The sequence below is a fragment of the Pannonibacter sp. I15F10I1 genome (genome assembly GCF_900185665.1).
GTDB lineage: Bacteria > Pseudomonadota > Alphaproteobacteria > Rhizobiales > Stappiaceae > Pannonibacter > Pannonibacter indicus.
On record NZ_FYAN01000008.1, the window covers coordinates 48,707 to 62,498 of the forward strand.

The 13,792-nt window shown below is 61.9% G+C and carries 14 protein-coding genes, 1 tRNA gene and 1 pseudogene; 10 read left to right on the plus strand and 6 right to left on the minus strand.

Annotated features, from left to right (window positions below; genetic code table 11):
• Nucleotides 1-36: 36 nt before the first annotated feature.
• Nucleotides 37-276: a DUF2798 domain-containing protein gene (locus IF10I1_RS06210; protein WP_186415111.1), complete on the minus strand. Its 240-nt coding sequence runs from the start codon at nucleotides 274-276 to the stop codon at nucleotides 37-39.
• A 576-nt stretch (nucleotides 277-852) separates the two neighbouring features.
• Between IF10I1_RS06210 and IF10I1_RS06215 the strand changes: the two genes are divergently transcribed.
• Together IF10I1_RS06215 and IF10I1_RS06220 are read left to right on the plus strand one after the other, a co-directional pair.
• Nucleotides 853-2,535, plus strand: coding sequence for a hypothetical protein (locus tag IF10I1_RS06215; RefSeq protein WP_186415110.1), 1,683 nt, complete (start codon nucleotides 853-855; stop codon nucleotides 2,533-2,535).
• 231 nt (nucleotides 2,536-2,766) lie between these two features.
• Nucleotides 2,767-4,035 (plus strand): DUF930 domain-containing protein, encoded by a 1,269-nt coding sequence (locus tag IF10I1_RS06220; protein WP_186391125.1) that lies wholly within the window; start codon nucleotides 2,767-2,769, stop codon nucleotides 4,033-4,035.
• A 29-nt stretch (nucleotides 4,036-4,064) separates the two neighbouring features.
• Here IF10I1_RS06220 and IF10I1_RS06225 read toward each other — a convergent pair whose 3' ends face one another.
• A complete protein-coding gene (locus tag IF10I1_RS06225; RefSeq protein ID WP_371328542.1) occupies nucleotides 4,065-4,679 on the minus strand; it encodes a LysE/ArgO family amino acid transporter in 615 nt (204 codons plus the stop codon).
• An 83-nt stretch (nucleotides 4,680-4,762) separates the two neighbouring features.
• Between IF10I1_RS06225 and IF10I1_RS06230 the strand changes: the two genes are divergently transcribed.
• The 5 genes from IF10I1_RS06230 to IF10I1_RS06250 all read left to right on the plus strand — a co-directional run bounded on the left by IF10I1_RS06230 (nucleotide 4,763) and on the right by IF10I1_RS06250 (nucleotide 8,655).
• Complete coding sequence (locus IF10I1_RS06230) at nucleotides 4,763-5,665, plus strand: LysR family transcriptional regulator ArgP (RefSeq protein WP_186391123.1); 903 nt, start codon at nucleotides 4,763-4,765, stop codon at nucleotides 5,663-5,665.
• A gap of 123 nt (nucleotides 5,666-5,788) precedes the next feature.
• On the plus strand, nucleotides 5,789-6,178 hold the full coding sequence (locus IF10I1_RS06235; protein ID WP_050474894.1) for a DoxX family protein: 390 nt from the start codon (nucleotides 5,789-5,791) through the stop codon (nucleotides 6,176-6,178).
• 131 nt (nucleotides 6,179-6,309) lie between these two features.
• On the plus strand, nucleotides 6,310-6,726 hold the full coding sequence (locus IF10I1_RS06240; RefSeq protein ID WP_050474932.1) for a ketosteroid isomerase-related protein: 417 nt from the start codon (nucleotides 6,310-6,312) through the stop codon (nucleotides 6,724-6,726).
• A 63-nt stretch (nucleotides 6,727-6,789) separates the two neighbouring features.
• Nucleotides 6,790-7,890: an FAD-binding oxidoreductase gene (locus IF10I1_RS06245; protein WP_186391122.1), complete on the plus strand. Its 1,101-nt coding sequence runs from the start codon at nucleotides 6,790-6,792 to the stop codon at nucleotides 7,888-7,890.
• A 177-nt stretch (nucleotides 7,891-8,067) separates the two neighbouring features.
• Nucleotides 8,068-8,655 (plus strand): GNAT family N-acetyltransferase, encoded by a 588-nt coding sequence (locus IF10I1_RS06250; protein ID WP_050474933.1) that lies wholly within the window; start codon nucleotides 8,068-8,070, stop codon nucleotides 8,653-8,655.
• A gap of 374 nt (nucleotides 8,656-9,029) precedes the next feature.
• Here IF10I1_RS06250 and IF10I1_RS06255 read toward each other — a convergent pair whose 3' ends face one another.
• On the minus strand, nucleotides 9,030-9,821 hold the full coding sequence (locus tag IF10I1_RS06255; protein ID WP_186391120.1) for an SIMPL domain-containing protein: 792 nt from the start codon (nucleotides 9,819-9,821) through the stop codon (nucleotides 9,030-9,032).
• Nucleotides 9,822-10,029: 208 nt separating this feature from the next.
• Between IF10I1_RS06255 and IF10I1_RS06260 the strand changes: the two genes are divergently transcribed.
• From IF10I1_RS06260 to IF10I1_RS06270, 3 genes are all read left to right on the plus strand, one after another.
• A tRNA-Ile gene (locus tag IF10I1_RS06260) sits at nucleotides 10,030-10,105 on the plus strand.
• A gap of 267 nt (nucleotides 10,106-10,372) precedes the next feature.
• Nucleotides 10,373-11,695 (plus strand): type II toxin-antitoxin system HipA family toxin, encoded by a 1,323-nt coding sequence (locus IF10I1_RS06265; protein ID WP_186391119.1) that lies wholly within the window; start codon nucleotides 10,373-10,375, stop codon nucleotides 11,693-11,695.
• A gap of 17 nt (nucleotides 11,696-11,712) precedes the next feature.
• Entirely contained in the window at nucleotides 11,713-12,036 is a 324-nt protein-coding gene (locus tag IF10I1_RS06270) for a helix-turn-helix domain-containing protein (protein WP_186391118.1), read from the plus strand.
• On the opposite strand, the gene IF10I1_RS06275 is transcribed toward IF10I1_RS06270, so the two are convergent.
• The 3 genes and pseudogenes from IF10I1_RS06275 to IF10I1_RS06285 form a co-directional block, all read right to left on the minus strand.
• Nucleotides 12,005-12,670 (minus strand): hypothetical protein, encoded by a 666-nt coding sequence (locus IF10I1_RS06275; RefSeq protein WP_186391117.1) that lies wholly within the window; start codon nucleotides 12,668-12,670, stop codon nucleotides 12,005-12,007. The genes IF10I1_RS06270 and IF10I1_RS06275 overlap by 32 nt on opposite strands.
• 158 nt (nucleotides 12,671-12,828) lie before the next feature.
• Nucleotides 12,829-13,113 carry a 2OG-Fe(II) oxygenase family protein gene (locus IF10I1_RS06280; RefSeq protein WP_058899304.1) on the minus strand — a complete coding sequence of 95 codons (285 nt, stop codon included), beginning with the start codon at nucleotides 13,111-13,113 and terminating at the stop codon, nucleotides 12,829-12,831.
• 155 nt (nucleotides 13,114-13,268) lie between these two features.
• Nucleotides 13,269-13,604: pseudogene (locus IF10I1_RS06285) on the minus strand (Ldh family oxidoreductase); the annotation flags it as partial.
• Nucleotides 13,605-13,792 lie beyond the last annotated feature (188 nt).

A 13,792-nucleotide genomic window follows, 5' to 3' on the forward strand; every position in this document is an offset into this window, starting at 1 on the left:
AAAGGCCGGAGCGGTAACGCTCCGGCCTTTTGCTGTTTATGCCGGTTCGACCAGAAGGCGGACGAGGCGGCGTGTGAGCGGCAGGGCAATGAGCAGAACCGGGAAGGCGATGACCCAGGACATGGCCCATGCGGAAGGCCAGTTCGCCAGGAACTCAGGTCCAAGGCCGAGGTTCTTCGCCGTGGCCACGGCCGATACGACCATGGTCATGAGGATCGACAGGATAAACGGCATGAGGATGCCCGCATAGCGGGCGGGAAAGCGCCTGAGCTGCATTCGAATTTCCTTTGCAGGGAAAAGCCGCCGTGAGGGCAGATACACAATTGCATCACTAACCTTGTGCGGGAACGCCCTTGCGGACGGCTTCAGGTCTGGATGCGTTGCCTCACGTAAACGCTTACGGCCGCAATGACGGCACCCCTTGATAGGACCCCAGGCCGCACCACGCAAGCCCCCGCCGCCCGGCGCCGCTCCATCTGCTCTCTGCACCTCTCCCGCACCTCTCCCCCGGCACCACACCTCACCATCGTCATCCCGGCCAAGCGCAGCGCGAGCCGGGACCGGTGAGCCGGGGTGGGTGTTGTTTGCTTTTGAGAAAAACAAGCCGTGGCACATGTTGTTTGCGCTTGGGCCTTTGAACCGGCAGGCCGTGGCTCACCGGTCCCGGCTCAAGGCCGGGATGACTATGGAGAGGCGGAGGGGAGGAACTGCTGCAGGGCGTGAAATCCACAACCCTTGCAAGCCCTTGCCGCTTGCGCTCGTCCACGGGGGTGTGCAACCTGATCAGCAATGATCCTGCGTGTTGCCACTGGCAGGCGGTGGCACGGCGGAGCAAATGCGGGGCAGAACGGAATGGTTGGCAGCGTACCGGAAATTGAGGCGATCAAAGATCGCGAAACGCTGGAGGCCTATCTAACGACACGGCCAGTTGCCGAATCGCAAGTGTTGACCTTTAGATCTGCTTTACGTGTCATGCCATTGGCCGTGAGGTCGCAGCAGAAAATTACGAAATCGAGAAGAGGTTTACTATTTGTTTTTAAATCTGCGCTCTTCTCTCATTGCGCTCACGTTTATCGTGCTCGTCAGAGGGATTTTCGTTTAGCGTCTGAGAATGTTTATACAGATCCTGATTCAAGCGATCCTCGTATCTATTCAGCAGGCGTCATAACGTTTGCCTTTTCGACCTCTGCTTCCACTAATACGATTGCTCATGCTGCTGTTGTCGTAGCCTCCTTCGCTGGTATTGCTGGCATGCGCCAGGTTGTTCGTGATGATGTTTCTCGCATTAGAAAAACTTCAGGCATAGACAGCCTAACTACTCCGCTATGGAGGAAGGGGGCTGAACCTCGCTGGTATGCCGACTGGGAGACGAATTTTCGTCAGGTGATTAGGATATTCGGCCCTGAATGGAATTTAGTTTATGAATTCTATGAGTCCCTTCGCGACGGACTCATGCCATTTAGTCACCTTGGCAGCCAAGCCGAAGATGTGCTTCTGGCCCTCGCCAAAGAGGGGGATGGTTTCTGGGAACGCCATCCCAGCACGGTCATGCGCGATCTTGCGGAGCGGTTGGGTGGAAACATTACGTCTTCTGTCAGCGACGGCGAGATAGATGCGGTTCAGGAAAATCTCACTCAGGTTGCCGCCGATTTCCGGTTTTCCGAGAATGAAAAAGGCGCAATCGATGCGCTTCCTTTTTCGGAGCTGGCGCGTGATCCGGGCTTTGCCGGAACCACATTATCCGAAGCGCGGGAGAAGGCGCAGGAACTTGCAGACCGGCTGAAGCGTGCCAACGCGCCGGGCCGAGTGGTACGGTCTGTGACGCGTCTTCTGGATGCTTTGCCGGAGCAACTCGGCGATCTTAATCCGGCCTTGCTGCGCTCGCGCAGCCGCTCTCTGGAAGCTGATGCGGTAGCATATGGTGCTGCTGGGGCGGAGGCGGAGCTTTTCCCCGATGCGGTTTCCGAACTGCTTGACGTTGTGGGAACCCTCAACGATCTGCAGGGCTGCTTTCCTGCGATTGCGGAGGTGGAACGTAACATTGCGGCAATCGATATTGCGGGCCGGGAGGACAAGGTCCAGCCTGAACTGTCGGTCATTTCCGCTTCGGCGCGTGAACTGAGTGCGCAATATCCTCATGTGATGACCGAAGCTGCCGCAGAGGCTGTTGCCGCGCTGGATGCAGACATTGCCGATGCTGCTGACTTAGAGGTCAAGCGGGATCTGCTGGCGAGATCGCTCCTGATCAAGCGGAACTTTCTCAGTGCCGTCTATCGCAAGGTATTGTCTCCCGCTGGCCGGGAAGCGTTGCGCGTTGGAAAACTGCACTATGACGGCGCCATCTCTGGCTCCGTTGAGGGCGTTAAAAGGTTGGCGGGTAGTGCGCCTGCAGCTTTTCTGGCGTTTTATTTCACAGGTCCGCTTGGCGTTCTGATTATCCTTTTGGCTGGTCAGTTCAAAAGCTTGAAGGATGCAAAGGACGTCGTGGACCGGCTGAAGTCTGACGGTCAGAGGTCGGAGAACGATCAGGATTAGCAACGCCTTATAGTTCCGGACTGCTGCTTTGTTGCGCGAGAACTGGCCTGCGCGATGTTGAAAGCCCTGCGTCCATCACAGGTCCCGGCACGGAGGCCGGGACGGCGCGAGGGGTTGGCTTTGTTCGTATCCTTATCCTGATGCAGACACCCACTTCTTCTTCCCAAAAAGATGATCCATCCCATCACGCCATGCCTCCCTTTTGCCTGCGGGAGCGGGTAGGAAGGGGGCATGGAGCAAGAGGTCAGGGCAGACAAGCTCGCGGCAGACAAGGTCAGGGCCGGCAGGGGCACGGAGCGCAGGGCGGGCGGGCGTGAGGACCGGGATGGTCCGGCGCTGGCGCTGATGCTGTCGCTTGCCCTGCACGGGCTGCTGGCGCTGGTGCTTTTCACCAATGTCAGCGAGCCGTTTCCGGACATGACGCCTGAGCCCGAGGTGGTGGAGCTGGCGCTGGTGCCGCCGCCGCAGGAGGAGGTGCAGCCCGAGCCGGAAGCAACGCCAGAACCTGAACCTGAGGCAGCGCCCGAACCAGAGGCCGCACCGGAATCTGAGCCCGCCCCTGAACCGGAAGCGGCTGAGCCCGAGCCTGAACCGGAACCTGAACAGCCGCAGGTGGCCGAGGCGCCTTTGCCTGTGGTGCCGCAGCAGCCCTATCCGGTCTTGCAGCCGGTGACGGAGTTTGGCGAGGAAGATACCGGCCCCGAAGTGTCGCTGGATGGCTCTGCGGCTGAGGCACCCGAAACCGAGCCGGAGCGGCAGGGTGAGGCTGAGCCGCAGGAAGTGCCAGAGTCTGGGCCAGAGTCCGGGCCGGAGGCTGAAAGCCAGAGGACCGGAGAGGCCACGGAAGAGGCAGAGGCGGCGCCGGAAGCAGAGACTCAGGCAGCGGAGGCTGATGCACTGGCGGAGCTGGCCGCGCTGGCGGAAGCCGCTGCCGATGAAGCGGGGCTGGAGCCAGGCCCTGCCGTGGAGGCGCCGGTGGCTGCCGATGGGGAACTGGCTTCCCCTGCACCGGGTGAGGCAGAAGCGGCGCCGGAGGATTTCGGCACCGTTGGCCCGATCGTGGCGCTTGCCGCGCCCCAGCCCAAGCCGCCCGTTGGGGCAGGCAGGGGCGCCGGGCAGGCGGTTGCGGGCGGTGTGCCGCTCAACATGGCGCGGCAGCTTTTTTCGACGCGCAGCAATGGCGGTGTCCGGGCCCAGACGGCCATGCGCGGCATGCCGCGGGAGGAGCGGGCGGATGTGCTGTGCATGACCGAATTGCGCGCCCAGCTGCTGTTTTCCAATCCGCCGCGCGTTCCCGAACTGCTGCCCTCGTTCCGGCTGGCCGCCGGCACTGTGCTGCAGACCCCGCAGACGGCCTTCCGCGAGCGCGGCCAGTGGTACAATCTCGCCCTGCGCTGCGAGCTCGACGCCGGCATCACGCGGGTTGTCAGCTTCGCCTTTGAAGTGGGCGGGCCTGTTCCGCGCGCCGACTGGGCCAAGCGCCGCCTGCCGGTGAATTGAGGCGGGGGAACTGAGGCGGGGCGCGCGGGTTACACCACCAGCTTCACCGCCAGCCCGGTCATCACCATGGCGATCAGCCCGTCCAGCACCTGCCAGGAGGCGGGCTTGGCAAAGAGCGGCCGCAGCAGCCTTGCGCCATAGCCCAGCGTAAAGAAGAACACGACGGAGCCAAGGCTTGCCCCTGCCGCAAAGGCCATTTCATGGCCGGGGTAGTTGGTGGCGATGGAGCCGATCAGGATCACCGTGTCCAGATAGACATGCGGGTTGAGGAAGGTGATGGCGAGCAGCGTGGCAAGCGTCGCCTTCAACGAGGCGCCTTGCCCGGTGCCTGCATCCAGTGCATTGCCGCCGCGCCAGGCCGAGCGCATGGACCGCAGCCCATAGGCCAGCAGAAACGCCGCCCCGCCATAACGCAGCACCGGCTCGATGCCCGGCAGCACGGCGGAGATGGCCTTGAGGCTGGTGACGCCCAGCGTGATCAGAAAGGCGTCGCAGATGGCGCAGGTGAGGCACACCCAGAACACATGCTCCCCCCTCAGCCCCTGCCGCAGGATGAAGGCATTCTGCGCGCCAATGGCGACGATGAGGCCGAGGCAGAGAAAGAAACCGGCAAGGGCAGCAGTGAACAAGGGAGGCTCCGGGATGCGAGGGCGTGTGCTGCTGTTTGACTAGCGGTTTGCGCGGGATTAGAAAATTTAAAGTTTCTGATCCTGATGAAGGACTTCTAATGCGTCTTGAGGCAAGCCATCTGCAGGCGCTGGCCGCCGTGCTGCGGCTCGGCAGTTTTGAAAAGGCGGCGCGTCAGCTCAATCTGACGCCTTCCGCCGTGTCGCAGCGCATCCGTGCACTGGAAGAGCGGCTGGGCACGGTGCTGGTGGTGCGCGGCCAGCCCTGCCTGCCGACGCCCGCCGGTCAGCGCCTTGCCCGCCATGCGGAGGACGTGGCGCTGCTGGAGCAGGACCTGTGGCAGGACATCGGCAGCAGCCTGCCGGATGCGGGCGGTGGCTCCATGCCGGGCGTGCGGGTGGCCATCAACGCCGACAGCCTCGCCACCTGGTTCGTGGCGGCCATGCAGGGCGCCGGGGATCTGCTGTTCGATCTGCAGATCGATGATCAGGACCACAGCGCCGGCTGGCTGCGCCGGGGCGAGGTGCGGGCAGCCGTCAGCGCCGATCCGGCACCGGTGCAGGGCTGCGATGTGGTGCCGCTGGGCGCGCTGGCCTACCGGGCAACCGCAAGCCCGGCCTTCATGCGGCGCTGGTTTGCCGGAGGTGTGGACATTGAGAGCCTCGCCCGCGCCCCTGCCATGATCTACAATCTGAAGGACGGGCTGCAGGCCGCATGGGTGCGCCAGAGCTTCGATCAGGATGTGGTGCTGCCCGCCCACTACATCGCCTCCACCCATGCCTTTGTCGATGCGGCGGCGGCTGGCATTGGCTGGGGCATGAATCCGGAGCCGCTGGTCAGGGCGCATCTCATGGACGGGCGCCTTGAGGAACTGGTGCCCGGCACGCCGCTCACCGTGCCGCTCTACTGGCACATCAGCCGCTCCGCCGCGCCGGGCTTGCAGCGGCTGACGCAAGCCGTGCGTGCCGCAGCGGCAGATCAGCTTCTTGCCCCTGTCAAATGAAGCCTCTCCAAAACATGAACAGAGTGCTATTCAGGAATGAAATTGCATGCCGAATATGAAACGGTTATGCGTGATTCCAGAAGAATGGCCGGTAGCCATTCGTCAGATACATGCGAGGCACCCATGCGTTTTCTCACCAGCTTTTCGCCTGACCTTCTGAGCGCCTTGCGCATCATGTCCGGCCTGCTGTTTCTGCAGCACGGCACCACCAAGTTTCTCAGCATTCCGGCAACGCAGATGAGCGGCGTCTCCGTCACCACCCTGCCGGGCATGGCCGGCGTGATCGAACTGGTGGGCGGCGCCTTGCTGGTGCTCGGCCTCTTCACCCGCCCGGTTGCCTTCCTTGCCTCCGGCACCATGGCGGTGGCCTATTTCCTCGTGCATCATCCCAAGGGCTTTTATCCGATCGTCAATGGCGGTGAACTCGCCGCGCTTTACTGCTTCGTCTTCCTCTATCTGGCTGCGGCCGGTGGCGGGCGCTGGAGCATCGACGCCATGCGCGGCGCGCGCTGAGCCTCTCACGCAAACGGCATTCGGCAACGCCGCAGCCCCGCGCTGCGGCGTTTGCGTTTGCCCCCATCTTGCGCAACTCCGGCCGATGCGCTCAGATGCGTCAGTCGAATCCTGTCCTCGTGAGTTTTGCCATGACCTCTGCCCGCCTCCAGACCGAAGCCCTGATCAACGCCTATTATGCCGCCTTCAACCGGGGGGAGACGGACGCCATGCTGGATATGGTGAGCGAGGATGTGGCCCATGACGTCAATCAGGGCTCCCGCCGCACGGGCAAGAAGCTCTTCGCCGAGTTCAACGCCCACATGACCCGCTGCTACCGGGAAGAGTTGACGGACATCGTCATCTTCGCCAGTGAGGACGGCACGCGTGCCGCGGCCGAGTTCATCGTCAACGGCACCTATCTCAGCACCGATGAGGGCCTGCCGGAAGCTGCCGGACAGACCTACCGCCTGCCGGCCGGCACCTTCTTCGATGTGAAGGGCGGCAAGATCGCCCGCATCACCACCTATTACAATCTGGAAGACTGGATCGCCCAGGTCGGCGCCTGATCCGCGCCGGAGCCTCATCCCACACACAGACGTGCGGGCAGGGGCCCGCAGGAGAGCGGGACCATGCATGTCATCATCGTTGGCGCCGGTGTCACCGGTCTTTCCACCGCCTGGGCGCTGATCAAGCGCGGAGTGGAGGTGACGCTGATCGAGCAGGGGCCCATCCCCAATCCGCTGTCTGCCTCCGGTGACCAGCACCGCATCATCCGCCGCGCCTATGGCGGGCAGGGCGGCTATCAGCGCCGCATCAGCGATGCCTATGCCGCCTGGGACGAGATGTGGGACGACTTCGGCGCCCGTCATCTCGTGGACACCGGCTTCATGGTCATCTCGCAGGAAGAGGGCGATGAGGGCGAAGACTACTGGCGCGGCATGGTGGAGGCCGGTTACAGCCTCGACCAGATGAGCCCTGCCGAGGCTTGCGCCCGCTATCCCTTCCTGTCGCCCGAGGGGCTGCGCTTCGTGGCCGTGCATCCGGAAGGCGGCGTGCTGCTGTGCCAGAGGATCGCCGCAGACATGCGCGCCTTCCTTCTGGCAAAGGGCGCAAGACTGCTGGAAAACACGAAGGTTGTGGCCGTTGACCGGGCCGCAGGGCGCGTCACGCTGGAAAGCGGCGAAGACCTGACGGGCGACCGGGTGGTCATCAGTGCCGGAGCCTGGGTGCTGAAGCTGGCGCCGGAACTGGGCTCCGATCTCACGCCTTACCGCACGGCGGTGGTCTATCTGGAGCCGCCTGCGGACCTGAAGGCATCATGGGAGGCTGCGCCGGTTATTCTCGATGTGGGCGGCAAGGTGGATGGCTATGTGCTGCCGCCGGTGCCGGGTACGGGGCTGAAGTTTGGCGCGGGTATCCACAAGGTGAAGAACGCGGATGCGGACCAGAACCGGGGCATCGTGCCGGGCGAGGGCGAGCGGCTGCGCAATCACTTCTCCCCGCCCTTCGGCCGCATCGGGGACTACAGGGTCACGGATGTGGTGACCTGTGCCTATACTTTTACGGCGGACAACCACTTCTATGCCCGGGAGGAGGGGCGGGCCGTCATCGTTTCGGCCTGCTCCGGCCATGGCTACAAGTTCGGCGCCGTCGTGGGGCAGAAGATCGCCGATGGGCTGATTGCGGGGGATGTGGATACGGCGCGCATCTGGCTGGAAGCGCGCGACTGAAGCTGCTTGTCCGGACCGGGCTTATCTGGGCCGGGCGGGGTTCTAGGTGAGGAAAGCCCTGCACCGGCCGCATGGCAGCTCTGCAAAGCAGATTTCATGCGGGCGGGGGCTTGATTTTGCCGTCCGCGCCCGCATCGTGTGGCCACAAGAACAGACATAAATCATATGGGAGAGAAAATGCCGGTCACCGTGAAGAGCCTGACTGGAGGAGAACTTCAGGACGCATTGGACGATCTGGCGCGGCTTCGCATCGAAGTGTTCCGCGACTGGCCCTACCTCTACGACGGGTCCATGGACTATGAACGCAGTTACATCAGCCGCTATGCCGGCACGCCCGGCGCCCTGATTGTTGCCGCCTTCGACGGAGACCGCATCATCGGCGCGGCGACGGGCGAACCGCTGGCGCAGGAAGTGATCCAGTTCCGCCAGCCTTTCGAGGACCGGGGGCTGAACCTCAAGGAAATCTTCTATCTGGCCGAATCCGTCCTCTTGCCGCAGTACCGGGGCCAGGGCATCGGCCACCGCTTCTTCGACGAGCGCGAGGCCCATGCCCGCAAGCTCGGCTTTGCCAAGGCGAGTTTCTGCACCGTGGTGCGCCCGGCAGATCATCCGGCCCGCCCGGCGGACTACCGCCCGCTCGACGGCTTCTGGACCAAACGCGGCTACAAGCCTCTGGAAGGCGCCACCGTCTATTTCCCCTGGAAGGACATGGGCGACACGGAAGAAACCGAAAAGCCGATGCAGGTGTGGCTGCGGTACCTGTGAGCGGGGTTTGCTCCGCCTGAAGACGACGGGCCGGTTGGCGGGCTATGATAGAGCCGCGCTCCACACTCGGCGTCACCCCGGACGAAGCAAAGCGGAGATCCGGGGCCTACTCATTTGCAGAGCGTTGAAGCTGTGTTCAGGTCTCGAGGCTTGCGCATCTGACACAATCTGCCTTGAGGCCCGGCTATGAGCGGAGCCTCAAGGCCGGTGACAAACTGCACTTTCGTCTCCTTCGTCATGGCCGGGCTTGTCCCGGCCATCTGAAAGCCATTGATTTGATTGGATCCTCGGCACAAGGCCGAGGATGACGATGGAGAGGTTGCAGGCTTATCTGCAATTTGAGGCTCCGGCCGTGACCGGAGCCTCACCGTCTTTCAGTCCACCAGCTCGTAAACGATGGTGACACTCGCATAGAGCGTTTCCTCGCCCGCCATGACAGGCGCCGGAGCCGGGGCCGCTTCCATCGCCATGGTGGCCATGCGGTACATCGGGCGCACACCGCCGTCGCCGCCTTCGGACATGGACATCACCCGGCCCAGCTTGGCTCCGGAGGCCTTGGCAAAGAGCTCGGCCTTGCGGCGGGCATCCGTCACGGCCGCTTCACGGGCCGCATCGCGCTTTTCATTGGCGCCGGTGACCTCGAAATTGATGCCATTGATGGTGTTGGCGCCGGAGGTGACCATGGTGTCGAGCAGCGGCCCGAGGCGTTCCAGGTCATTCACCCGCACGCTGACCGTGTTGGACACCTGATAGCCCTCGATCTTCGGCATGCCGGAGGGGCCGGACTTGGTGTAGTCGCCATAGCGGGGCTGGACCGAGAAGTTGCTGGTCTGGATGTCCTTGGCCTCGACGCCCGCATCCTTCAGCGCTGTCAGCACCGCGTTGAGTGCTTTGGAGTTGCTGGCCAGCGCATCGGCCGCCGTTTCGGCATCGGTGGTCACACCGCCCGAAAGGGTGGCCTTGTCCGGCACGGCGCTGACGGAACCGCTGCCCTGCACGGTGATGAAACGCTCGTTCTTCACCGCAGCTTCCTGGGCAAAGGCCGGAGTGAGCGCAGTGCTGACGGCTGCAAGGCCCAGCGGCAGGACAAGCGCCAGCGCGGCAGCACGGGAGAAGGCGAGCTGGCGGGACAGCGCGGAGCGGAGGGGGCGCGAATGCAAGGTCATGGATGAAAAAATCCCTTGAGAACCAAAAGGCAAGCCGACATTTGCCCGGAAATAAGGCAGGCACAAGGCATGCCGTTACGGGGCTGTGCACTTGCCGGAGCACTGCGGCCGGGTATTTCCGGCGGAAACATGCGTATATTCCGCTCGCAAGACACTTGCAGCCCGCGCCCGCACTGGTATACCACACTCCAGCCCGCACCACGGGCAAGGGCCTGTAGCTCAATGGTTAGAGCCGTCCGCTCATAACGGATTGGTTGGGGGTTCGAGTCCCTCCAGGCCCACCATTTCGTTTAAAATCAATTAGTTAGAAGCCGGTTTTTCTTGGGGAGACATCCAAGGGGAACATTGGTTTGTTCAATCCGGCCTATCTCATGAAGTCGCGATGCGGCGTTTTCTATCTGCGCTGGCCGCCTGCCGACAGCGGTGGCCGGCACAAGATCTTTCAAGACCGGTTCGGCGGCTGGTATGCCAAACATCAGTTATTCAACCCAATATGATGGGTTGAATAAATACCCAAAATGCATTATTTGAACCATTGAAAGGGTCCAATAATGCGCCTGACGCTCCAAACCCATTTTGATGGCGAGTGGCATTACGCCGCGACCCTGGAACTGAAGGACGGCGCGGCCGGCTTCCTGGGGGCGTCGATCGCCGATTACGATCTCGACTATTTCGTTAGTGTGGCGTCGGCGGAGTTCGCAGCCGGAAAGACGGTCCGGGATCATCGCGCCTTGTCGGTCCGTTATCCTGTCGATCTCGAAAACCGGTATAGCCGAAGCTGGCCGCCCTTCCTCCTGGATCTTATGCCCCAAGGGCATGCAAGGCGACAGCTTGCTGGGCACCTCGGCCTTGCGGAGGGCGCGCGCGCTTCCGATCTGCCCCTGCTGCTGCGATCGGCAACGGGCGGCATCGGCAACATCCGCATCAGGGAAGCGGCGGACGCCGAAGCGGAACGCCTGCGTGGTGTCGAGCGCCAAGGGGTGACAGAGGCAGAAATCCTTGATCGCTCGGATCGGTTCATGGAAGCCGCCGACCGCTTTGGGATGCTCGCCTCTGGCTCTAGCGGCCTGCAAGGCGAATGGCCGAAGGTTGCAATGACGCAGGCGAATGATGGCCTCTACTATCCCGACAGCTTCGTGACCGATGATGAGGCCGTGCGCCATGTCATCGTCAAGCTGGTCCGCAGCAACGAGCCTTCGGACCGCCTGATCCTCGAGGGGGAAGCCCTCTATTCGCGGATCGCGCAAGCGATCGGCCTGAATGTCAGCGAACCTTCGACCTATTCTGAAGGTGTCCTGATCATTCCCCGTTTCGACCGGAAGACGAAAGAAGGCGGCGGAACCGTGCGGCTGGGCCAGGAAAGCCTGGTGTCCGCGATCGGCGTTGCCGATTTCGGCCATGTCGGCACCCATGAGGCCTATATCGGCGTCTTGCGCCAATATTCGGCCGATCCCTTTGCGGACATTGTCGAATACCTGAAGCGCGATATCGCCAATCTGGCGCTCGGCAATCCCGACAATCACGGCCGGAATTCGGCTCTCAGCAAGCACCCGGACGGCACGATCCGCCTGTCTCCGCTCTTTGATTTCGCGCCGATGCGGCTCGCCAAGGAGGGGATCGTTCGCTCCACCCGATGGGGGGTGATGCGTGACAGTGGCCGCGACCATCTTCCTGATTGGAAGCACATCTGCGGCGAACTGATGCCTGATCCTGCAGAGCACAGAGCACTCGCAGCTACGCTTGCCATGTTTGCCGAACACCTGCGCCAGGTCCCGGCGATGGCGAAGGATATGAGCACGCCTCCGGACATTCTGGATCGTGCGATGGGGCGCTGTATCGAGATAGCAGATAGCGTTCTGGCGGCGTCTCAATGATGGCGAAGGACCGCTAGATGGCTCGATGGAAAAAGCCAACGAAAGAGGAGATCCTCGAAAACCGCAGAACGCTGGCGGAGCGTGCCCGAACCGGGGAGTTGAGGCTGCCCGGCGCTGTGGCCGAAATCCGCAAGGGCTTTGGTTTTACTCAAGAGGAGTTCGCCAAGACACTGGGTTTGACCAGACGCCAGATCGCTGAAATAGAAGCTGGCACAGCAAACCCGACGCTGGAGACGCTGGAAAAGATCGGGCGGCTGTTTGGGTTTGGGGTTGGTTTTGTGCCGAAGAATGCCCATGTGGAGCGGGCACCTAAACACCTAGATCCTTTGCACCCTGAATGATCTCTCGATACACTGAACTGCGATAATAAAATGTGCCGCCAATTCGGCTCGGCCTATCGGATGACGTGAGAATGCCGCGGCAACCCAGCTCATGGAGCCATTCTTGACATTGGATTGCCTTCACATCTACACCGACTTCTGCGAAGCTGGCGATAAGTTCGGGTGCGTCGATACAGATCCAATATCCATCGCATTCATCTGTAGTCTCGTAGATTTCGAATGCTCGCTCGCAGCGTGAGAGGGCGATCAATACTTCCTTTGGTAACATCTCAAGCTTTGATGCTGCTCGCCCAATCTTGCCAATATCAGGGAGGGGGTCTGTTGCCCGCAGATCGCCTGCTATAAGTTTGGCCAAGACGGATAGATTGTGTTCATATTCACCAAGGCGCACCTGCTCGAAGAAACGGTATGCCGCTGGCAAATAATAGTCCCACTTCTCATTGGATAAGGCGTCTACCCCGCTGCTTCTGATCTCTTCCAGTAAAAGTGCCTGTCCGGCCTCCAGTCGCTTTCTTATCAAGATATCTGCGCCAGCCTTGAAGGCTGCCAGCGGTGGCACAAGCGTGGTAACAACCGCAGCGGAAATTTCGTATATATCTCTGGCGGACTTGGACGGTTGTGGCAGTTCGGTCAAACGGGTCTCCATTGATTGTATTCCAGCATGGATCATACACTTGTCGTTTGACTTCTAGCCCATCATTTTCCATCAGAAACCAATTCTCGATGAGGCTGGCCCACCGAGAATTGGCATAAGCCCTTGCAGTTCAGGGCTCAAGGCGCAAGCTCCCCGCGTCACTTTTTGCCGAAGTTCGCTCCCAGGCGCATCTGGATGTAGTCGTGGGCGATCATCGGCTCGTATTTGCCTTCGGGCCCGGCCAGCACGGTATCCATGTTGGCCTGTGCGAAATGGGCCATGGAGTAGCGCGGCCCGAGGTATTCGCCGGGCTTGGGCATGCGCACCCGGTGCAGGTTGGATAGGAGCTTGTCGTCTGACCAGCGCATCAGCATGTCGCCGATGTTGCAGGTGATCACGCCTTCCAGCGGCGACACATCGGTCCAGGCGATGGTGCGGCCCATGCTGCTTCACCCGGGTGAGGCCCGCCACGTTCGCCAACCGATGCCCTTCCTTCGGTCTGCGGACGATGGCTCCGCAGTTTTTCTTCTCCCATGCCTTAATGGCAAGCTTCACAAGGGCTTCGGCCTGTCTTACGGTTGCATGGCACCTTCGAGGACAGCATCGCACCTGCCTGTGCCGCTCCGGGGCCGGTCGCCGGGGTGCCGTTCGTGTCGATGGCCTAACCTCGCGGCAGCAGCTTGCCGGCCCGGCGATACAGTTCGATCCCGCCGCGGGTGGCAACGGAGGTGGCGAAATCGAAGATGCAAGGGTTGGCGCCCTTGCGCGGCCATCCGAATGCGAACGGGTTGGTACCAAGCAGTGGGCTCCGGCCACCTGCAGGGGCAACGGTCGCATAGCTGGGGCATATGGCAAGGACGGCAATCCCTTCTTCCGTGAGAGCTTCTACCTCCGGCCTGAGTGCCGGCAGATGGATGCACTCGTTGATGAGAAGCACGATCCTTGCGGTCAAAGGCGATCGCGGATGATATCCGGGATGCGTTGATCCTGTCCCGGCGTGTTGCTGGCGGGAACGCCAGCGAAGCTGTTACAAATTTGTCACCTAACTCCGCTAGCAGTCCTGCAGCCGGTCTGCGCTTGGCGGACAGCTTAGGTATATCTGGCGTGCACAGGACGCCGGAT